The sequence below is a fragment of the Kutzneria buriramensis genome (genome assembly GCF_003387475.1).
Classification (GTDB): Bacteria; Actinomycetota; Actinomycetes; order Mycobacteriales; family Pseudonocardiaceae; genus Kutzneria; species Kutzneria buriramensis.
Map to the genome: position 1 here is coordinate 161,238 of NZ_QUNO01000023.1, position 19,978 is coordinate 181,215.

Sequence of the window (19,978 nt, forward strand, 5' to 3'; positions counted from 1 at the left end):
GTGCGCATTCCTGTCAGCTGGCTCGAGGAGCACCTGCCGCTGCCCGAGGAGACCACGCCCGAGGACGTGGCCGAGGCGCTGATCCGCATCGGCCACGAGGTCGAGGCCGTGGAGCGGCTCAGCACCGTCACCGGTCCGCTGGTGGTCGGCCTGGTGGTGGAGATCGAGGAGCTCACCGAGTTCAAGAAGCCGATCCGCTACTGCCGGGTCGAGGTCGACGAGGACCAGATCCAGGGCATCGTCTGCGGCGCCCGCAACTTCGTCGAGGGCGACCTCGTGGTGGTCGCGATGCCGGGCGCGGTGCTGCCCGGCGACTTCCAGATCGCCGAGCGCAAGACGTACGGCAAGGTCAGCCAGGGCATGATCTGCTCCGTCAAGGAGCTCGGCCTCGGCGACGACCACACCGGCATCCTGGTGCTGCCGCCCGGCACCGCGATGCCCGGCGACGACGCCAAGGGAGTGCTCCAGCTCGACGACGCCGTGCTGGAGCTGGCCATCACCCCTGACCGCGGCTACGCGCTGTCGGTCCGCGGCCTCGGCCGGGACCTGGCCTGCGCCTTCGACCTGCCGTTCGGCGACCCGGTCGGAACCGACGTGCGGCCCGCCGACGCGCCCGTGTGGCCGGTGGACGTGCAGGACGAGGAGGGCTGCCGCCGCTTCGTGGCTCGCCGCGTGACCGGCGTGGACACCACCGCGCCGACCCCGTTCTGGATGCGTCGCCGGCTGATGCTGGCCGGCATCCGGTCCATCTCGCTGCCGGTCGACGTCACCAACTACGTGATGCTGGAGACCGGCCAGCCGCTGCACGCCTTCGACGCCAGCAAGCTGAAGGGCTCGCTGGTGGTGCGGCGGGCGCAGGAAGGCGAGAAGCTGCGCACGCTGGACGACGTCGAGCGCACGCTGTCCACCGACGACATGATCATCTGCGACGACAGCGGCCCGGTGTCGCTGGCCGGAGTGATGGGCGGCGCGTCCACCGAGGTCGGCGACACCAGCACCGACATCCTGCTGGAGGCGGCCAACTGGGAGCCGGCGTCAATCGCCCGCACCGCGCGTCGGCACAAGCTGCCCAGCGAGGCCTCCCGCCGCTTCGAGCGCGCCGTCGACCCGGCGGTCGCCGCTGCCGCGCTGGAGCGCGCCGCCAAGCTGCTCGACGAGTTCGGCGACGGCAGCATCCACCCCGGCCGCACCGACGTCGGCAACCCGATCCTGCCGTCCCCGGTGTCCATGCCCATCGACATGCCCGACCGCGTCGCCGGCGTCCACTACGCGCGGGGCGTCACCGCGCGGCGGCTCGGCCAGATCGGCTGCGGCATCGAGGTCACCACCAGCGACGACGGCCGGACCTTCGTCATCGCCACCCCGCCGCCGTGGCGGCCGGACCTGACCCAGCCCGCCGACCTGGTCGAGGAGGTGCTGCGGCTGGAGGGGTACCACACCATTCCCTCCGAGCTGCCGCCCGCGCCGCCCGGACGCGGCCTGACCGAGTCGCAGCGCCGTCGCCGCGCCGCCTCCCGCGCGCTGGCCGAGGCCGGCTACGCCGAGGTGCTGCCGTTCCCGTTCGTCGCGTCGAGCACCTGGGACGACTTCGGGCTGGCCGACGACGACGTGCGGCGCACCACCGTGAAGGTGCTCAACCCGCTCGAGGCCGACCACCCCGAGCTGGCCACCACGCTGCTGCCCAACATGCTGGACATGTTGCGCCGCAACGTTTCCCGTGGCCAGCGGGACCTCTCGCTGTTCCACATCGGACAGGTCTTCCTGCCCAAGGCCGAGCAGGCGACGGTGCCTTCCGTCGCCGTCGCCGGGCGGCCGTCCGAAGAGGACCTCGGCAAGCTGGAGGCCTCGCTGCCCAACCAGCCGCTGCACGCCGCCGTGGTGCTCGCCGGTCAGCGTGAGCAGGCCGGCTGGTGGGGCAAGGGGCGCGAGGCCTCGTGGGCCGACGCCGTCGAGGCCGCGCGGACCGTCGCGCACGCCTGGGGCGTCGAGCTCACCGTCGTCGCCTCCGACCTCGCCCCGTGGCACCCCGGCCGGTGCGCCGAGCTTCGCGTCGGCGGCTGGCCCGTCGGTCACGCCGGTGAGCTGCACCCCGCCGTCGTGGAGAAGCTCGGGCTGCCCAAGCGCACCTGCGCTATGGAGCTCGACCTGGACCTGCTGCCGCTGGCCGACCGCCGGCCCGTGCCGGTGATCTCGCCGTACCCGCCGGTGCTGCTGGATGTGGCGTTGGTCGTGGACGCCGCCGTCCCCGTCGCCGACGTGGCTTCCGCGCTGCGCAACGGCGGCGGCGAGCTGCTGGAGGACCTGCGGCTGTTCGACGTCTACACCGGCGAGCAGCTCGGCGAGGGCAAGCGGTCGCTGGCCTACGCCCTGCGGTTCCGCGCCCCCGACCGGACGCTCACCGTCGAGGAAGCCACCACCGCCCGCGACGCCGCCATCGCCTCCGCCGGCGAGCTCGGAGCCACCCTCCGCGCCTGAGTTCGTGTTTGGAAGGGGGCTTTGCCTGCGTTCAGCGCAGGGAAAGCCTCCTTCCCCGCATCAGGCCTCGGTCGCCGCCCGCTCCTCGGCGCTGCGCTCCACGCAGAACTCGTTGCCCTCCGGGTCGGCGAGCTGGGCCCAGCCCTTGCCGTCCGGGGTACGCATGTCCAGCACCATCGTCGCCCCGAGCGCGAGCAGCCGGTCGACCTCCTCGTCGCGGGGTCGGTCGGGCTGGAGGTCGAAGTGCAGCCGGTTCTTCACGGCTTTTCCTTCCGGCACACGCAGGAACAGGATGCCGGGGCCGTCGCCGGGCGCCAGCAGCAGTGCCTCCTCGGCATCGAAGTCGGGATCCAGCTCGTATCCGGTGACGGCGGACCAGAAGGTGGCCAGCGCGTGCGGGTCGGCACAGTCGACGGTGACATGGCGCAAACGGGACGTCATGACCGCGACCCTAGCCAGTGACCTTGCTCTGCACGTACGCAATTGACGGTGGCCAGTACCGGGCGTTGACCTCCTCGATCAGCCGCACCAGCTCCCCCCACGGCCAGTCCGGCGGCCGCAGTTCGGGCGGCAGGCCGGGGTCGCGGAGGGTGTCGACCAGCGGCAGCATCGACAGCTCGGTGAAGGCCCGAAGCGTCTCGGCCGTCTCCGGCAGCGAGGCGTCGGACGCCAGCGCCGCCCGCAGCGACGAGATGTGCCGCCGGTAGTTCGCCCCAACGGTGGCCAGGTCCCACGCCTCGTACGCCACCGCCGCCGCATCCTCGACCGACAGGCCGATAGTGCCGGCACGCACGCTGGCGCCGCTGGGACACTGCGCCAGCACGTCTGCCAGCCGCGGGCTGAGGTCGGTCAGCGAGATGAGCACCCCCGGCTGCATGATCCCGTAGCCGGTGAACAGCGCGTGCCGGCGCAGCAGGTCGCGAAACGCCCGCTGCCCCTCCGGCACCTGGTAGAGCAGCGCGTGGAAGTGACCGGTCCAGGGCGTGGCGGCACGGTCCGACCCGGCCTTGATCCGCTCGAAGCCGCGGGCGAAGTTGCCGGCGAGCCGGTAGTCGACCTCGCGGCCGCGCTTCGACGACGCCAGCTGCCCGGCCGTCCGCATCCGCGCGATGAGCGCCCGCGCCGCCGACCGGGTCAGGCCCAGGTCGATGAGCAGCTCCGTCAGCACGCCGCCGGACAGCTCCGTCCGGCCGGTGACGCCGAACAGGAACGGGACCAGTCCCACGGACCGCCCCGACGGCGGTTGTGTTGCGTTACTGTTCACGGTCGTGAGTATCCTCGCCACATAAGGGGGCCGCCGTGCAGGTCATCAGGAACTGGGCGCCGACGATCCTGTTCAACGTCGTGCTGCCGATCATCACCTACTCGCTGCTCACCGGGTACGGCATGGCCGACGCCCTCGCGCTGGCGCTGAGCGGCGTGTGGCCCCTGCTCGAGTTGGCGATCTCGTTCGCCCGCACCCGCCACGCCGACGAGTTCAGCATCATGGTCCTGGTCTTCCTCGTCGTCGGCGTCGTCGCCTCGCTGGCGTTCAATGACGCCCGCCTGCTGCTGGTCAAGGACTCCGCCGTCACGGGCCTGTTCGGCCTGGCTCTTCTTGGCTCCCTGCTGGCTCCGCGCCCGCTGATGTTCTACTTCGGCCGCAAGTTCGCCACCGGCGGCGACCCCGCCCGCGTCGAGTGGTGGAACGGCCTCTGGCAGTACGCGGGCTTCCGTCGCTCCCAGCGCATCCTCACCGTTGTGTGGGGCGGCACCTTCCTCGCCGAGGCTGTGCTGCGGATCATCCTCAGCTACACCCTGCCGGTGTCGACGATGGTGGTCATCTCGACCGTGCTGCCATACGTCGTGCTCGCCGTGCTGATCTTCGGCACCGCCACCTACGGCCGACGGGCCGGCCGCCGCAACGCCGCGGCCGCGCCGCCGAACACGCAGCCGGCTCAGTAGCGCCGCGCCATTCGCCCCGGCTCGAAGGCGGCCGGCGCGGTGCCGCCGTCCACCAACTCCGCCACCAGCCGTCCGGTCGCCGGGGCCAGCATCAGCCCCAGCATGTTGTGCCCGGTGGCGACGAAAACGTTGCGCCGCCCGGGAAAGCGGCCGATCGCCGGCAGGCCGTCGGGGGTCATCGGCCGCGGCCCGACCCACTCGTCCCGCCGGCCGTCCCAGTCCACGCCGGACAGGTACGGCCGGGCGGCCCGGACGATGGCATCGATGCGCCGAGCGTGGAAGCGGTCGTGGTCCCGGTCGAACTCCATGGTCCCGGCGATGCGCAGCCGGTCGCCGAGCGGCGTGGCGGCCACGTGCGCGTCGCCGAGGTGCAGGAGCCGTCCGGGCATCTTGTCGACGGCGACGGAGAAGCTGTATCCCTTGCCGGGAAACAGGTTCAGGTCGGCGCCGAGCCCCCGGCCGAGCTCCCGCGTCCACACGCCGGCGGCCAGCACGGCGGCGTCGGACTCGATCGATCCGGCGGACGTGTGCACCCGCACCCGCTCACCGTCCTCCTCGACGCGAGTGACCCGGGCACCTTCGATCACGTCCACGCCGGTGGTCCGCAGCTGTGCCGCCAGGCCGTCGACGAACGTGTTCGGGTCGATGGACCATTGCCGGTCCACCACGAACCCGGCCCGCGCCCCGGCGGCCAGCACCGGCTCATGGTCGGGCAGATTCCGCAGCACTTCGCCGACGGGCGCCCCCAACCCGAGAAAGCCCCGCCTTGCCGCCGAAGCCGACTCGACCGAGCCGTACGCGAACAGGAAGCCGTCACGGATCGCTTCCACGCCAAGGGAATCGAACAGCTCGAAGGTGTCGGTGGCCAGTTGCGCCAGCGCGGCCGCGCCGGCGGCGTAGCGGCGGCGGGTGGCGTTGCGGGCGAAACCGGCCAGGAACCGGACCAGGTCGGGGTTCACGCCGGGATGGATGTGCAGCGCGGCGTCGGGCCGGTGCAGGGTCCGCAGCGCGGACGCGATCACGCCGGGCGCCGACAGCGGCTCGACCAGGTCGGGGCAGATCTCCCCGGCGTTGCCCCGCGAAGCCCCGCTGCCCACCAGATCCCGCTCCACGACCGTGACCCGGTGGCCGGCGGCGGCCAGGTAGTGCGCGCAGCACAACCCGATCACGCCGCCGCCGACCACGGTCACCGAGCCACCGCTCACCGAGCCACCGCTCACCGGGACGACTCGCTCAGCGTCTTGCCGCTGGTCTCCGGCGCGAGCCAGTACGACACCAGCCAGCCGACCGCGACGATCACCGCGCCGACGAGCATCGCCAGCCGCGTGCTGTAGCCGAGCAGGATCGGGGCGCCGAAGGTGCCCAGCGCCGCCCCGATCCGGCTGATGCCAGTGGCGAAACCGTTGGCGGTGGCCCGGATCCCGGTCGGGAACAGCTCGGACGGGTAGATCGCCTGTAGGCACTGGCTGGCGAACGAGGCGATGCCGAACACCACGAACAGCGCCACCACGATGATTGCCGACGGCGTGTCCAGCGCCGCCAGCCCCAGTAGCGGCAGCGCGGAGATCGCGAAGCTCCACAACAGCAGCTTGCGCCGGCCCCGGTTGACGAACAGCGCCCCGGACAGCGAGCCCAGCACATAGAAGATCTGGATCACGACCGCGCCCAGGTACGCCGCGTCGCCGGTGGCCAGACCGAAGGAGTGCAGGATGGTCGGCTCGTACGTGCTGATGGCGTAGATCGGCAGCAGTTGGCAGGCCCAGAACACGCACACGAACACGGTCCGCCGCAGGTACGGCTTGCGGAACATGTCGCTGTACCGCCCGACCGCGCCGGTGTCGGCCTCGATGTCGGACAGGTCCGCGCCCGGCCCGAGCATCTGCTCCACCACCGCCCGCGCCTCGTCGACCCGTCCCCGGGACAGCAGCCACCGGGGCGATTCCGGCGTGCCCATCCGCAGGAAGAGGATCAGCGCGGCGGGAATCGCGCTGCTGGCCAGCATCCACCGCCACGCGTCCGGCCCGGCCGACAGCATCGCCCAGCCGACGATGTACGCCACGGCCGCGCCGACCGACCACATCGTCACCATCACCACGAGCAGCGGCCCGCGGGACTTCTGCGGCGCGAACTCCGACGCGATGGTGCCGGCGATGGCGAAGTCCGCGCCGATCGCGACGCCCATCAGCAGGCGCAGCACCACCAACTGCCACGGCGCGTCGGCGAACAGTTGCAGCACCGACAGGATGATGAACGCCGCGATGTCGAACAGGTACACCTTCTGCCGGCCGACCCGGTCGGTCACCCGGCCGAAGACCAGGCCGCCGAAGAACATGCCGATCAGCGAGGCCGACCCGATCAGGCCGGCGCCCGCCGCGTCGAGCCGGAACGTCCCGGTGATCAGCGGCAGGGCGACGCCGATGATGCTGAGGATGTAGCCGTCGCAGAATTCGCCGCCGCCGGCGTACATGGTGATCAGCCAGTGGGTGCGGGACGGTCGCGCCCGCTCCAGGGTGGTGGTCATGGTCGGCTCCTGACTGTCGGTGCTGTGACGCTAGACACACCGGGGCCACCGGTCACCGTATGCTCCGTATGAACTCGGTCCCGATTTGGGAGCTTTCATTGGATGATTCGTATGGACCGCTGACCGCCGACCTGGCCCAGGAGATCGCCGCCGAGACCAGCCGGATCGTCGGCTTCAACGTGCTGGTCACCGATCGCGACGGCACCGTGATCGGCAGCGGCGACACCGCGCGCGTCGGCACGCTGCATGAGGCGTCCGTCGACGTGATGCGCACGCTGGAACCCGCGTGGCACGACGCCGAGCAGGCCCGGCGCCTGCGCGGCGTCCGGCCGGGCATGACGCTGCCGATCGTGCTCGACGGCGAGGCGCTCGGCACCGTCGGCATCACCGGCTCGCCACGCCAGGTCCGCCGGTTCGGCCTGCTCGTCCAGCGGCACACCGAGATCCTGGTGCGCGAGGCGATCCTGCTGCGGTCCCGGCTGCTGCGCGATCGCGCCGTCGCGGACCTGGTGCGGGACATCGTGTCCTTCGACCCGGACGTCGTTTCGGCGCAGGCGGTCGAGCGCCGTGCCGCCGACCTCGGCATCGACCTCCGGCGCCCGCGCACGGCCGTGGTGATCGACACGGCCGACGCCCGTCTGGTGCGGTCCGTCTTCCCGGAGCCGACGGAGATCGCCACCGGCCGTTTTGTCGTGCTGCACCACGGTGACACCGCCGCACTGTGCCGAACCCTGGCGGAACGCGGGGATGTCCACATCGGACTGAGCGATCCGGCGGTCGGCGTCGCCGCGCTGCACGAGGCGTGCCGCGATGCCGTGGACGCGATCGCCGTGGGCGACGGCCCCGTCCGGCCGATCTCGGCGCTGCGCGTGCACCAGCTGCTCGCCGCCGCCGGCCCGCACGCGCGGAGCCGGTTCGCGGAGGTGACCCTCGGCGGGCTGCGCGCGGAGCCGGACTGGCCCGCACTGAGGGCGACATTGGTGGCGTGGAGCGAGAGCGGGTGCAATCTCGTGCGCGCCGCCGAGGCCCTGCACATCCACCGGAACACGCTTGTCTACCGCCTGGACAAGCTCACCGAGCTGCTCGGCCGGCCGGTCCGCGAGCCCGCCGTCGGGCTGGCCCTCCACCTGGCCTGCCTTGTGTGTAACCCCAACTAGGGGTATACATGGGGTTATTACCGGAAAGGGGAGACGACGTGATGCCCAAGATCAACGTGTATCTGTCCGACGAGCTGGCCGAGGCGGTCCGGGACTCCGGGGTGCCGGTGTCGGCGATCTGCCAGCGCGCGCTGGAGACGTCGGTGAAGCGGGTGACGGCCATCCGCTCCGCGACTATCGGCGAGCTCGGCGGCGGCGACCCCACTGCGCGCCTGCCGCACTTCACCGAGCGGGCGCGCACCACCGTGAAGATCGCGATCGAGCAGGCCCGCGCGGACGGCTCGCCGCTGGTCGGCACCGAGCACCTGCTGCACGGCATCGTCAAGGAGGGCAACAACATGGCCCTTCGCGTGCTGACGGCGACCGACATCGACCCGCAGCGCCTGCTGGCCGACCTACCCGCGTCGACGGCCGGCGACCACCCTGCGGACAAGTTCAGCGGCCCGCTGGCGAACGCGTTCGAGCTGGCCATGACCGAAGCGATCACCATGGGGCACAACTACATCGGCTGCGAGCACCTGCTGCTCGGCCTTGTCGCGGAGCAGGACGGCGCCGCCGGTCAGGTGCTGCGCGCCGCCGGTGCCGAGCTGCGTTCGACCCGCGGTGCGGTCTCCGCCGCGCTGGCCGGCTTCGTGCACCACCGCGAGCAGGCCGGCAGCAAGCCGTCCGACCCGGCGGCCGCCGTCGCCGCGCTCGTCGGCAAGCAGTTGAAGCCGCTGCTGGACCGGCTCGACCGGCTGGAGCGGCACGTGGGTCTGGAGTGAGAATGCTGGTGGTCGTCCTGGTCGGGATGCTGATCGTGTGGGGGATCGTATGAGCAACCGGGTGCTGCTGATCGCCACCGGCGACACGATCGCGCAGCGGCCGGGCATCGCCCAGGTCGCCACCGGGGCGGACCTGCTGGCCTGCCTGGACGCGCCGCCGGCCGAGGTCGTCGTCGAGGACATCCTCGCCGAGCCCAGCTGGGACACCTCCGTCGCGACGATGCTGGCCATCGCCCGCCGCACGCACAAGGCGCTCACCGAGGAGGGCTTCGACGGCGTCGTCGTCACGCACGGCGTGGACAACCTGGAGGAGACCGCCTATCTCACCGACCTGCTCGTCGGACCGGCGGCCGCGCTCGGCGGCATCGTCTTCACGGGCGCGGTCCGCCACCTCGACGAGCTGTCCAGCGACGGCCCGCGCAACCTCGCGTCCGCGCTGGCCGTCGCCGCCGACCGGACCGTGCGGGGCGCCGGCGCGCTCGTGCTCTTCGACGACGAACTGCACGCCGCGCGCTGGGCCCGGCTGGCCGATCCGACCCGACCGGCGGCGTTCACCTCCGCACCGTATCCACGCCTCGGTGCGGTGGTCGCAGGTAAGGCCGCATTGGTGTCACCCCTGCCGCCGCTGCATCCCCGCCCGCACGGCGAGCCGGAGACCGACGTCGCCGTGATCCGGACGTACGCCGGCATGCCCGCGACGGTGCTGAACGCCGTCATCGACGCCGGTGCGCGGGGTGTCGTGCTGGAGGGGTCGGGCGCCGGCAACGTGCCGGTCGAGCTGTTCGCGACGATCATCGAGCTGACCGGCTGGGAGATACCGGTGGTGATCGCGCCGCGGGTGCCGGTGGTCGGCGGCAACCCGCTGGGGGCCGAGCTGGCCGAGAAGGTCGGCGCGATCCTCGCGCCGGGCATGACCGCCGGGCACGCGCGGGTGGCGCTGATGGTCGCGCTGGGTGGCGGGGGAGTGCGCGCGGCCCGGGAGGCGTTCCGGCGCTGACCGAAGGATTCCCCGACCTGGACGTGCCCCGGCCGTGCGAGGGTGGATGAGCGCCGTCACCCGCCCGACCGCTTGAATCAGTTTCCACTCACGTGCATACTCATACGCATGACGGTACGGGTCGCTGTCGCGGGTGCGAGCGGGTACGCGGGTGGTGAGCTGCTCCGGCTGCTCCTCGGCCACCCCGACGTGGAGATCGGCGCGCTGACCGCCGGCGGCAACGCCGGCACGCCGCTGAGCCAGCACCAGCCGCACCTGGTCCCGCTGGCCGACCGGGTGCTCGGCGACACCACGCCGGAGCAGCTCGCCGGCCACGACGTGGTCTTCCTGGCGCTGCCGCACGGCAAGTCGGCGGAGCTCGCGGCGCAGCTCGGCGACGACGTACTCGTGATCGACTGCGGCGCGGACCACCGGCTCACCGACGCGGCGGACTGGCAGCGCTGGTACGGCGGCGAGCACGCCGGCTCCTGGCCGTACGGCATGCCGGAACTGCCCGGCGCGCGGGAGAACCTGCGCGGCGCCAGGCGCATAGCCGTCCCCGGCTGCTTCCCGACGGCGGCCTCGATCGCGCTGGCCCCGGCCTTCGCCGCGGGCATCGTCGAGCCGGACGTGGTGGTGGTCGCGGCGACCGGCACCTCCGGCGCCGGCAAGTCGCTCAAGCCCAACCTGCTCGGCTCCGAGGTGATGGGCGCGGCGAGCGCGTACAACGTCGGCGGCAAGCACCGGCACACCCCGGAGATCGCCCAGAACCTCGGCAAGATCGCCGGCACGAAGGTGGCGGTGTCGTTCACGCCGGTCCTCGTCCCGATGCCCCGTGGCATCCTCGCCACCTGCACGGCCCCGCTGAAGTCCACTGTGGTCGTCCGTGCCGTGTACGAGAAGGCCTACGCCGACGAGCCGTTCCTGCACCTGCTGCCCGAGGGCGTGTGGCCGACCACCGCCGCGACCCTGGGCTCCAACGCGCTGCACGTCCAGGCGGTCGCCGACCCCGACACCAACCGGCTGGTCGTGGTCGCGGCCGTCGACAACCTGACCAAGGGCACGGCGGGCGCCGCCGTGCAGTCCATGAACCTGGCCCTCGGCCTGCCCGAGACCACCGGCCTTTCCACCGTGGGAGTCGCCCCGTGACCACCTCGCAAGCCGCCGTGACCCGCACCTCGGGCGTCACCACGCCGGCCGGGTTCCGCGCCGCGGGCGTGGCCGCGGGCATCAAGGCCTCCGGCGCGCCGGACCTGGCGCTGGTGGTCAACGAGGGCCCGTCCGACGCCGCGGCGGCGGTGTTCACCACCAACAAGGTGAAGGCCGCGCCGGTGCTGTGGTCGCAGCAGGCGATCGCCGACAACCGGCTGCGCGCGGTGGTGTTGAACTCGGGTGGCGCAAACGCTTGCACCGGCCCGGAGGGCTTCCAGGACACGCACCGGACCGCCGAGCACGTGGCCGAGGTGTTGCAGGTCAGCGCCGTCGACGTGGCGGTCTGCTCGACCGGCCTGATCGGCGAGCGGCTGCCGATGGCCGCCGTGCTGTCCGGAGTGGACGAAGCCGCGAAAGCGCTTGCGGACACCGAGCAGGCCGGCCTGGAAGCGGCGACCGCCGTGCTGACCACGGACACACACGCCAAGCAGTCGGCCCTGACCCACCCGACCGGCTTCTCGATCGGCGGCTTCGTCAAGGGCGCCGGCATGCTCGCGCCGAACATGGCCACCATGCTGTCGGTCGTCACCACCGACGCCGTGATCCCGCCGGCCGAGCTGGACGAGGTCCTCAAGGCCACCACCAGGGTCACCTACGACCGCCTCGACGTCGACGGCTCGACCTCCACCAACGACACCGTGCTGGTGCTGGCCTCCGGCGCCTCCGGCGTGCAGCCGTCCAAGCAGGACTTCGCCGAGGCGCTGCACGCCGTCTGCCACGACCTGGTGCGGCAACTCCAGGGCGACGCCGAGGGCGTCACCAAGGAGATCAGCGTGACGGTCCAGGGCGCGGCGACCGAGGAGGAGGCCGTCGCCACGGCCCGCACCGTCGCCCGTGACAGCCTGGTCAAGACCGCTTTCTTCGGCTCCGACCCGAACTGGGGCCGGATCATCATGGCCATCGGCAACGCCCCCGCGCACATCGAAGCCGACAAGATCGACGTCACGCTGAACGGCGTGCTGGTCTGCCGGGCCGGCGGGCGCGCCGCCGACCGCGAGGGCGCCGACCTGTCCGGCCGGGACATCGAGGTGCTGATCGACTTGCACGTGGGCGACGCCGCCGCGACCGTGCTCACCACGGACCTGTCCCACGACTACGTCGAAGAGAACAGCGCGTACTCCTCATGACCGACGTGACGAAGGCGGAAGCGGCGCTCAAGGCCGAGGTGCTGGTCGAGGCGCTGCCGTGGCTGCAACGCTTCCACGGCAAGACCGTGGTGGTGAAGTACGGCGGCAACGCCATGATCGACGACGAGCTCAAGCGCGCCTTTGCCCAGGACATGGTGTTCCTGCGGTTGGCCGGCATCCACCCGGTGGTGGTGCACGGCGGCGGCCCGCAGATCAGCGCCATGCTCAAGCGGCTGGGCATCGAGGGCGAGTTCGTCGGCGGGCTGCGCGTGACGTCGCCGGAGACCATGGACGTGGTGCGGATGGTGCTGGTCGGCCAGGTCGGGCGGGAGCTCGTCGGCCTGATCAACGCCCACGGCCCGTACGCGGTCGGAATCTCGGGCGAGGACGCGCAGCTGTTCACCGCCGAGCGCCGGGCGGCCATTGTGGACGGTGAGGCGGTGGACATCGGCCTGGTCGGCGACGTCGTCACCGTCGACCCCGACTCGGTGCTTGACCTCATCCGCGCCGGCCGCATCCCGGTGGTCTCCACCGTCGCGCCGGACGCGGACGGCGTGGTGCACAACGTGAACGCCGACACCGCCGCCTCCGCCTTAGCCGTCGCGCTGGGCGCGGAGAAGCTGGTGGTGCTGACCGACGTCGAGGGCCTCTACACGGACTGGCCGAACCGGGACTCGTTAGTCGCCAAGATCGGCGCGGACCGGCTGGAGGAGCTGCTGCCCGGGCTCACCAGCGGCATGGTGCCGAAGATGGAGGCGTGCCTTCGAGCGGTGCGCGGCGGGGTGCCCGCCGCGCACGTGATCGACGGCAGGCTTGCGCATTCGGTGCTGTTGGAAGTGTTCACCAGCAAGGGTGTCGGAACCATGGTGCTACCAGACGAGGAGGACTGACAGTGACCATCTTGTCCAATGAGGACAGCCGGAGCCGTTGGCAGTCGGCGCTGATGGACAACTACGGCACCCCCCAGCTGGCCCTGGTCCGAGGCGACGGCGCGCACGTGTGGGACGCCGACGGCAACCGCTACCTCGACCTCTACACCGGCATCGCGGTGAACGCCCTCGGCCACGCCCATCCGGCGGTGGTTCAGGCCGTCACCGAGCAGATCGGCAAGCTCGGCCACACCTCGAACATGTTCGTCAACGAGCCGTCGCTGGAACTGGCCGAGGAGCTGGTGAACCTGGTCGGCCAGCCGGCGCGGGTGGTGTTCACCAACTCCGGCGCGGAGGCCAACGAGGCCGCGTTCAAGCTGACCCGGCTCACCGGCCGCACCAAGATCGTCGCCTTCGACGGCGCGTTCCACGGCCGCACCATGGGCGCGCTGTCGCTGACCGGCCAGCCCGCCAAGCGGACCCCGTTCCTGCCGCTGACGCCCGAGGTGGTGCACATCCCGTTCGGCGACGTCGCCGCGCTGGAGTCCACTGTGGACGGCGACACCGCCGCCGTGTTCGTCGAGCCGATCCTGGGCGAGGGCGGCGTGATCCCCGCGCCGGACGGCTTCCTCCAGGCCGCGCGGGAGATCACGGCGAAGGCCGGCGCCCTGCTCGTGCTGGACGAGGTGCAGACCGGCATGGGTCGCTGCGGCACCTGGTTCCTGTACCAGCAGACCGGCATCGTGCCGGACGTCGTCACGCTGGCCAAGGGGCTCGGCGGCGGCCTGCCGCTCGGCGCGTGCATCGGCATCGGCGCGGCCGCCGAGCTGTTCAAGCCCGGCCACCACGGCACCACCTTCGGCGGCAACCCCGTCTCGTGCGCCGCCGGCCTCGCCGTGCTGCGCACCATCGCCGCCGAAGGCCTGCACGAGCACGCCGCCGCGCTCGGCAAGGACATCGCCGCCCGCGTCGAGCAGCTGCACCACCCGCTGGTCGCCGGCGTCCGCGGCGCCGGGCTGCTGCTGGCCATCGCTCTGAACAAGCCCGTCTCCGCCGGCGTCGCCAAGGCCGGGCAGGCGGGCGGTTACCTCGTCAACAACGTGCAGCCGGACTCCATCCGGCTCGCCCCGCCGCTGGTCCTGTCCGACAGCGACGCGCACGACTTCGTCGCCGCCCTGCCCTCGTTCCTCGACAATTCGGAGTCCTGAACACCATGCCCAGGCACTTCCTTCGCGACGACGACCTCAGCCCGGCCGAGCAGCTCGAGGTGCTCGACCTGGCCGCCACGTTCAAGGCCGACCCGCTCGGGCACAAGCCGCTGGCCGGCAAGTCCGTGGCCGCGATCTTCGAGAAGAACTCCACCCGCACCCGGCTGTCCTTCGACGTCGGCATCTCGCAGCTCGGCGGGCACCCGATCATCGTCGACGGCCGGGCCATGCAGCTCGGCCGCGAGGAGACCATCGAGGACACCTCCCGGGTGCTGTCCCGCTACGTCGACGCCGTCGTGTGGCGGACGTTCGCGCAGAAGCGGATGGACGCCATGGCGTCGGTGTCGCGGATCCCCGTGGTCAACGCCCTCACCGACGAGTTCCACCCGTGTCAGGTGCTGGCCGACCTCCAGACCATCCGGGAACGACACGGCAAGCTCGCCGGCCTCACGCTGACCTACCTCGGCGACGGCGCCAACAACATGGCCCACTCGCTGCTGCTCGGCGGCGTCAACGCCGGCCTGCACGTTCGGGTTTGTTCGCCGGACGGCTTCCAGCCGGCCGGCGACATCATGCGCGACGCCCAGAAGCTCGCCGCCGAGACCGGCGGCAGCGCTGCCGCCCTGACCGATCCGCACGAGGCCGTCGACGGCTCCGACGTGCTCGTCACCGACACGTGGACCTCGATGGGGCAGGAGAACGACGGCAAGGACCGCATCGGGCCGTTCCGTCCGTTGCAGGTCAACCCGTCGTTGCTGGGGCGCGCCGCGCCGGGGGCGATCGTCCTGCACTGCCTGCCGGCCCACCGCGGCTGGGAGATCACGGACGAGGTGCTGGACGGCCCGGCCAGCGCGGTGTGGGACGAGGCCGAGAACCGCCTCCACGCCCAGAAGGCGTTGCTGGCCTGGCTCCTCGCCCACTGAGCCTACCCACCGCCCCACCACCCCACCCCCTTTTCCGCCACATGCGCTTCCCACTTGCGCCCCAGTGCCAAGTAGGAAGCGCATGTGGCGTTCCCCAGGGTTGAGTAATTTTCCACAATCGTGCATACTCATGCGTATGAGTTCGCCGACCACCCGTGCCGCCCGCCAGGGACGGATCGTCGAGCTGGTGTCCCAGCGGGCCGTGCGCAGCCAGTCCGAACTGGCCAAACTCCTGGCCGCGGAGGGTATCGAGACCACGCAGGCCACCCTGTCCCGGGACCTGGACGAGCTCGGCGCGGTGAAGCTCCGAGGCGCCGACGGGGGAGCGCCCGTATACGTCATCCCCGAGGACGGCAGCCCGGTCCGCGGCGTCGAGGGCGGCATCTCCCGCGTCACCCGCCTGCTCGGCGAGCTGCTGGTGTCGGCGGACTCCTCCGGCAACCTCGCGGTGCTGCGGACCCCGCCGGGCGCGGCGCACTTCCTGGCCAGCGCCCTGGACCGGGCCGCGCTGCACGACGTCGTCGGCACGATCGCCGGCGACGACACGATCTTCGTGGTGGCCCGCGAACCCCTCACCGGCGCGGACCTCGCCGAGCGGTTCACCGGCCTGGCGGCGGGCCATGAGTGACGAGGACTTCTGCCGGAAAGCGGTGCAGGCCAACGCCCTCATCAACCACCCGACGCCGGTGTGGTGCCCGACGAACATGTTCGTCGGCTCCGACGCCGAGCAGGTGGTGATCACGTTCGACCAGGGTGTCCCGGTGGCGATCGACGGCGAGACCGTCACGATGCTCGAGGCCGTGCAGGAGCTGAACTGGCGGGTCGGCGGCAGCGGCCAGCCCGGCGCCGCCACGCTGATCGCCGCGCACCGGCAACTGGAGGACCGCACCGTCGAGCCCGACCTGCTGCGCTTCAAGCGGCAGGTGGAGCGCCGCTGGGCCAAGCTCGTCGAGGACGGCGGCTGGACCTCGCCGCTGCGCGAGGCGCTCGACGCGTTCATCACCACGTCCCAGGAGCACGTCACCGGTGAGGTGCGCCTGGACCTGCGCGACCGGCTCCGCCCGGCCGCCTGACGCATCTACTTGAGGAGAGGGCAGTGAGCAAGCTCTGGGGCGGCCGGTTCGCCAGCGGTCCGGCCGACGCGATGGCGGCGCTGAGCCTGTCGACGCACTTCGACTGGCAGCTCGCCACGTATGACATCGCCGGGTCGCGTGCGCACGCGCGTGCCCTGCACCGCGCCGGCCTGCTCACCGACGACGAGCTGACCCGCATGATCGCGGCGCTCGACGTGCTGGAGGCCGACGTCGTCTCTGGCGTGTTCACGCCCGTCGTCGCCGACGAGGACGTGCACACGGCCCTGGAGCGCGGCCTCATGGACCGCGCTGGTGCCGAGCTGGGCGGCAAGCTGCGCGCGGGCCGCTCCCGTAACGACCAGATCGCCACGCTGTTCCGCATGTGGCTCCGCGACGCCGCGCGCCGGGTCGCCGACGGCACGCTCGACGTCATCGACGCCCTCGTGGACCAGGCGCAGCGCCACCCCGGCGCCGTCATGCCGGGCCGCACGCACCTCCAGCACGCGCAGCCCGTGCTGCTGGCGCACCACCTGCTCGCGCACGTGCAGTCCCTGCTGCGGGACATCGACCGGCTGCGCGACTGGGACGCGCGCACCGCCGTCTCCCCGTACGGCTCCGGCGCGCTGGCCGGCTCCTCGCTGGGCCTCGACCCCGCCGCCGTGGCCACCGAGCTGGGCTTCGACGAGTCGGTGGAGAACTCCATCGACGGCACCGCGTCCCGCGACTTCGCCGCGGAGATCGCGTTCTGCCTGGCGATGCTCGGCGTGAACCTGTCCCGGATCGCCGAAGAGGTGATCATCTGGACCACCGCCGAGTTCGGCTACGCCGTGCTGGACGACGCGTGGGCCACCGGCAGCTCGATCATGCCGCAGAAGAAGAACCCGGACGTCGCCGAGCTCACCCGCGGCAAGTCCGGCCGGCTCATCGGCAACCTCACCGGCCTGCTCGCCACGCTCAAGGCCCAGCCGCTGGCCTACAACCGGGACCTCCAGGAGGACAAGGAGCCCGTGTTCGACTCGGTGGCGCAGCTGGAGCTGCTGCTGCCGGCGATCGCCGGCATGGTCGGCACGCTCACGTTCGACACCGCGCGCATGGCCGCCCTGGCGCCTGCCGGCTTCACCCTCGCCACGGACATCGCCGAGTGGCTGGTGAAGCAGGGCGTGCCGTTCCGCGTCGCCCACGAGGCGGCCGGGGAGTGCGTGCGGCTGGCCGAGGCCCGCGGCGTCGGCCTGGACGAGCTCACCGACGCCGAGTTCGCCAAGGTCTCCGAGCACCTGACGCCCGAGGTCAGGGCCGTGCTCACCGTCGAGGGCTCGATCGCCTCGCGCGACGGCCGCGGCGGCACCGCCCCCGCCCGCGTCGCCGAGCAACTGGGCCGTGTGGGTGAACGGGTAACGGCTGCCCGTGGGTGGTCCGCCACTGCCGCACGGCCTTAGGGTTGTCTCCTTGTGACAACCACGCGCCGCCAATTCACTGAGGAGGAGCTCGCGGTCGACCCCGTCGACGCCGCGAAGCTCCTGCTCGGCTGCGTGCTGGAGGCCGACACCCCGGACGGGCCGGTGGGGGTCCGGCTGGTCGAGGTGGAGGCCTACCGCGGCGGCGACGACCCGGCGTCGCACTGCTACCGCGGCCGGACGTCCCGCAACGACGTCATGTTCGGCCCTCCCGGCTTCCTGTACGTCTACTTCGTCTACGGCATGCACTACTGCGCGAACATCGTGTGCCTGACCGACGGCGTGCCCGGGGCCGTGCTGGTGCGCGCCGGCGAGGTCGTCACCGGCCTGGACATCGCCCACAAGCTACGTCCCAGTGCCCGCAGCGACGCCGAGCTGGCCAAGGGCCCGGCCCGCCTGACCAGCACGTTGTCGCTGACCCGCGAGGACAACGGCGTCAACCTGCTGCGGCCGGACTCGCCGGTCCGGCTGCTGGCCAGCGACCCGGTGCCCCTGGAGACCATCCACGCCGGCCCGCGCGTCGGCGTGGCCACCGCCATGGACCGGCCGTGGCGGTTCTGGATCGACTCGCCGGCCGTGAGCACCTACCGCCGCGGCGGCAAGAGGCGCTGACAACTGCTTTGCGCTGGTACGGGATGATGTCTCCCGTGAGTGAGCACATCCTCGACGAGCTGTCCTGGCGCGGCCTGACCGCGCAGTCCACCGATATCGACGCACTGCGCCGTGACCTGTCGGCGGGCCCGCTCACGCTCTACTGCGGCTTCGACCCGACCGCGCCCAGCCTGCACGCCGGCAACCTGATCCCGCTGCTGGGCCTGCACCGGTTCCAGCGCGCCGGGCATCGCCCGATCGTGCTGGCCGGCGGTGCCACCGGCATGATCGGCGACCCCCGTGACCAGGGCGAACGCGTGTTGAACTCGCTGGACACGATCGCCGAGTGGGGCGTGCGGATCCGCGGCCAGCTGGAGCGCTTCGTCGACTTCGACGACTCGCCGACCGGCGCGGTGGTGGTCAACAACCTGGACTGGACCGGCCCCACGACCGTGCTGGAGTTCCTGCGGGACGTCGGCAAGCACTTCTCGATCAACTCCATGCTGTCCCGGGAGACGGTCCGCAAGCGCCTGGACTCCGACGGCATGTCGTTCACCGAGTTCAGCTACCTGCTGCTCCAGTCCAACGACTACCTGGAGCTGTTCCGGCGGCACGGCTGCACGCTCCAGATCGGCGGCTCCGACCAGTGGAGCAACATCCTCGGCGGCGTCGACCTGATCCGGCGCGTGGAGCAGCAGCCGGTGCACGCGTTCACGATGCCGCTGGTCACCGACGCCGAGGGCCGCAAGTTCGGCAAGTCCACCGGCGGCGGCCGGGTGTGGCTGGACCCGACGATGACGTCGCCGTACTCGTGGTTCCAGTACTTCCTCAACGTCAGCGACGAGACCGCGACCAACTACCTGCGCATCTTCACCTTCCTCGACCGCGAGGAGCTGGCGGCGATCGACCAGGACACGGCCGAGAAGCCGCACCTGCGCACCGCGCAGCGCCGGCTGGCCGAGCTGCTGACCACGCTGGTGCACGGGGAGAAGGAGACACAGCAGGTCACCATGGCCAGCCAGGCGCTGTTCGGCCGGGGCGAGCTGCGGGACCTGGAGCTGTCGACGCTCACCGGCGCCATGGCGGAGGTGCCCAGGGGCGAGGCGCGCCTGGCGGACCAGCCCACCATCGTCGACCTGCTGGTGGCCGCCGGCCTGGCGGACAGCCGTGGCGCCGCGCGGCGCACGGTCAAGGAGGGCGGCGCCTACGTGAACAACGCGAAGGTGACCGATGAGGAGTGGCGGCCGGCACGAGAGGACCTGCTGCACGGCCGATGGCTTGTGCTGCGGCGTGGCAAGCGCCACACTGCTGGGGTCGAGGTCCTCGACTAGCGTGGACGTCGGCCGGGCGGAAGGTCGCTGAGCTGGGACTTTCCGCTCTGCCGATGCGGCTGCGGGCGCGATTTGACTTCTCGTTCCGCACCGCGTAACTTTCTCCAAGTCAGCGCAACACGGACTCGCCCCGGACCGCCAGGGACTCCCCGGCAGGGACGACGAGGACGAGCCTGACAATCCGGGACGAACCCAACGAGTCGAACCCACGGTGTCAGCTTCACTGAGGGCCGATTTGCTTGGCGAGAACGGACCGGCTAAGCTTCAAACACAGCAAAACGAAACACCGAAGCCCCTGAACGCGGCTTGAAAGAGCCAAGTGACGGTGTGCGTGTGTTCTTTGAGAACTCAAC

The 19,978-nt window shown here is 71.7% G+C and carries 18 protein-coding genes and 1 pseudogene; 15 read left to right on the top strand and 4 right to left on the bottom strand.

Features of this window, described 5'->3' with window-relative positions; all coding sequences use genetic code 11:
- Positions 1–2,475: a phenylalanine--tRNA ligase subunit beta gene (gene pheT / locus BCF44_RS47200; RefSeq protein ID WP_116181099.1), complete on the top strand. Its 2,475-nt coding sequence runs from the start codon at positions 1–3 to the stop codon at positions 2,473–2,475.
- Positions 2,476–2,535: 60 nt separating this feature from the next.
- On the opposite strand, the gene BCF44_RS47205 is transcribed toward pheT, so the two are convergent.
- Together BCF44_RS47205 and BCF44_RS47210 are read right to left on the bottom strand one after the other, a co-directional pair.
- Positions 2,536–2,916 carry a VOC family protein gene (locus BCF44_RS47205; protein WP_116181100.1) on the bottom strand — a complete coding sequence of 127 codons (381 nt, stop codon included), beginning with the start codon at positions 2,914–2,916 and terminating at the stop codon, positions 2,536–2,538.
- A gap of 10 nt (positions 2,917–2,926) precedes the next feature.
- Positions 2,927–3,739 carry a PaaX family transcriptional regulator C-terminal domain-containing protein gene (locus tag BCF44_RS47210; RefSeq protein ID WP_170218139.1) on the bottom strand — a complete coding sequence of 271 codons (813 nt, stop codon included), beginning with the start codon at positions 3,737–3,739 and terminating at the stop codon, positions 2,927–2,929.
- 35 nt (positions 3,740–3,774) lie between these two features.
- Here BCF44_RS47210 and BCF44_RS47215 point away from each other — a divergent pair, with 35 nt between their 5' ends.
- On the top strand, positions 3,775–4,419 hold the full coding sequence (locus tag BCF44_RS47215; protein WP_116181102.1) for a VC0807 family protein: 645 nt from the start codon (positions 3,775–3,777) through the stop codon (positions 4,417–4,419).
- On the opposite strand, the gene BCF44_RS47220 is transcribed toward BCF44_RS47215, so the two are convergent.
- Together BCF44_RS47220 and BCF44_RS47225 are read right to left on the bottom strand one after the other, a co-directional pair.
- Positions 4,413–5,624, bottom strand: a complete 1,212-nt coding sequence (locus BCF44_RS47220; protein ID WP_170218140.1) for an NAD(P)/FAD-dependent oxidoreductase — start codon at positions 5,622–5,624, stop codon at positions 4,413–4,415. The two genes, BCF44_RS47215 and BCF44_RS47220, sit on opposite strands and share 7 nt — an antisense overlap.
- 11 nt (positions 5,625–5,635) lie before the next feature.
- Positions 5,636–6,940 (bottom strand): MFS transporter, encoded by a 1,305-nt coding sequence (locus BCF44_RS47225; RefSeq protein WP_116181104.1) that lies wholly within the window; start codon positions 6,938–6,940, stop codon positions 5,636–5,638.
- Positions 6,941–7,038: 98 nt separating this feature from the next.
- On the opposite strand from BCF44_RS47225, the gene BCF44_RS47230 reads away from it, so the two are divergent.
- From BCF44_RS47230 to tyrS, 13 genes and pseudogenes are all read left to right on the top strand, one after another.
- Positions 7,039–8,097 (top strand): CdaR family transcriptional regulator, encoded by a 1,059-nt coding sequence (locus BCF44_RS47230; protein ID WP_211353567.1) that lies wholly within the window; start codon positions 7,039–7,041, stop codon positions 8,095–8,097.
- Positions 8,098–8,138: 41 nt separating this feature from the next.
- Positions 8,139–8,861, top strand: coding sequence for a Clp protease N-terminal domain-containing protein (locus tag BCF44_RS47235; RefSeq protein ID WP_116181106.1), 723 nt, complete (start codon positions 8,139–8,141; stop codon positions 8,859–8,861).
- 49 nt (positions 8,862–8,910) lie between these two features.
- Positions 8,911–9,858: an asparaginase gene (locus BCF44_RS47240; RefSeq protein WP_116181107.1), complete on the top strand. Its 948-nt coding sequence runs from the start codon at positions 8,911–8,913 to the stop codon at positions 9,856–9,858.
- A gap of 108 nt (positions 9,859–9,966) precedes the next feature.
- On the top strand, positions 9,967–10,986 hold the full coding sequence (argC, locus tag BCF44_RS47245) for an N-acetyl-gamma-glutamyl-phosphate reductase (RefSeq protein WP_116181108.1): 1,020 nt from the start codon (positions 9,967–9,969) through the stop codon (positions 10,984–10,986).
- Positions 10,983–12,176, top strand: coding sequence for a bifunctional glutamate N-acetyltransferase/amino-acid acetyltransferase ArgJ (gene argJ, locus BCF44_RS47250; protein ID WP_246016226.1), 1,194 nt, complete (start codon positions 10,983–10,985; stop codon positions 12,174–12,176). The genes argC and argJ overlap by 4 nt, the downstream gene beginning before the upstream one ends.
- Positions 12,173–13,066: an acetylglutamate kinase gene (argB, locus tag BCF44_RS47255; RefSeq protein ID WP_116181109.1), complete on the top strand. Its 894-nt coding sequence runs from the start codon at positions 12,173–12,175 to the stop codon at positions 13,064–13,066. The genes argJ and argB overlap by 4 nt, the downstream gene beginning before the upstream one ends.
- A 2-nt stretch (positions 13,067–13,068) precedes the next feature.
- Positions 13,069–14,253: an acetylornithine transaminase gene (locus BCF44_RS47260; protein WP_116181110.1), complete on the top strand. Its 1,185-nt coding sequence runs from the start codon at positions 13,069–13,071 to the stop codon at positions 14,251–14,253.
- 5 nt (positions 14,254–14,258) lie between these two features.
- Positions 14,259–15,176: an ornithine carbamoyltransferase gene (gene argF / locus BCF44_RS47265; RefSeq protein WP_116181111.1), complete on the top strand. Its 918-nt coding sequence runs from the start codon at positions 14,259–14,261 to the stop codon at positions 15,174–15,176.
- A gap of 136 nt (positions 15,177–15,312) precedes the next feature.
- Positions 15,313–15,804 carry an arginine repressor gene (locus BCF44_RS47270; protein ID WP_116181112.1) on the top strand — a complete coding sequence of 164 codons (492 nt, stop codon included), beginning with the start codon at positions 15,313–15,315 and terminating at the stop codon, positions 15,802–15,804.
- 67 nt (positions 15,805–15,871) lie between these two features.
- Positions 15,872–16,222 (top strand): annotated as a pseudogene (locus BCF44_RS47275) (argininosuccinate synthase); the annotation flags it as partial.
- A 50-nt stretch (positions 16,223–16,272) separates the two neighbouring features.
- Complete coding sequence (gene argH / locus BCF44_RS47280; protein WP_116181114.1) at positions 16,273–17,685, top strand: argininosuccinate lyase; 1,413 nt, start codon at positions 16,273–16,275, stop codon at positions 17,683–17,685.
- Positions 17,686–17,697: 12 nt separating this feature from the next.
- Positions 17,698–18,315 (top strand): DNA-3-methyladenine glycosylase, encoded by a 618-nt coding sequence (locus tag BCF44_RS47285; RefSeq protein WP_116181115.1) that lies wholly within the window; start codon positions 17,698–17,700, stop codon positions 18,313–18,315.
- A gap of 35 nt (positions 18,316–18,350) precedes the next feature.
- Positions 18,351–19,625: a tyrosine--tRNA ligase gene (gene tyrS / locus BCF44_RS47290; RefSeq protein WP_116181116.1), complete on the top strand. Its 1,275-nt coding sequence runs from the start codon at positions 18,351–18,353 to the stop codon at positions 19,623–19,625.
- Positions 19,626–19,978: the final 353 nt, after the last annotated feature.

Bases quoted from the DNA above. Each gene is read 5' to 3' on its own strand.
- BCF44_RS47205 (WP_116181100.1), bottom strand. From the start codon at position 2,916: ATGACGTCCCGTTTGCGCCATGTCACCGTCGACTGTGCCGACCCGCAC.
- BCF44_RS47225 (WP_116181104.1), bottom strand. From the start codon at position 6,940: ATGACCACCACCCTGGAGCGGGCGCGACCGTCCCGCACCCACTGGCTG.
- BCF44_RS47235 (WP_116181106.1), top strand. From the start codon at position 8,139: ATGCCCAAGATCAACGTGTATCTGTCCGACGAGCTGGCCGAGGCGGTC.
- BCF44_RS47240 (WP_116181107.1), top strand. From the start codon at position 8,911: ATGAGCAACCGGGTGCTGCTGATCGCCACCGGCGACACGATCGCGCAG.
- argC (WP_116181108.1), top strand. From the start codon at position 9,967: ATGACGGTACGGGTCGCTGTCGCGGGTGCGAGCGGGTACGCGGGTGGT.
- argB (WP_116181109.1), top strand. From the start codon at position 12,173: ATGACCGACGTGACGAAGGCGGAAGCGGCGCTCAAGGCCGAGGTGCTG.
- argF (WP_116181111.1), top strand. From the start codon at position 14,259: ATGCCCAGGCACTTCCTTCGCGACGACGACCTCAGCCCGGCCGAGCAG.
- BCF44_RS47270 (WP_116181112.1), top strand. From the start codon at position 15,313: ATGAGTTCGCCGACCACCCGTGCCGCCCGCCAGGGACGGATCGTCGAG.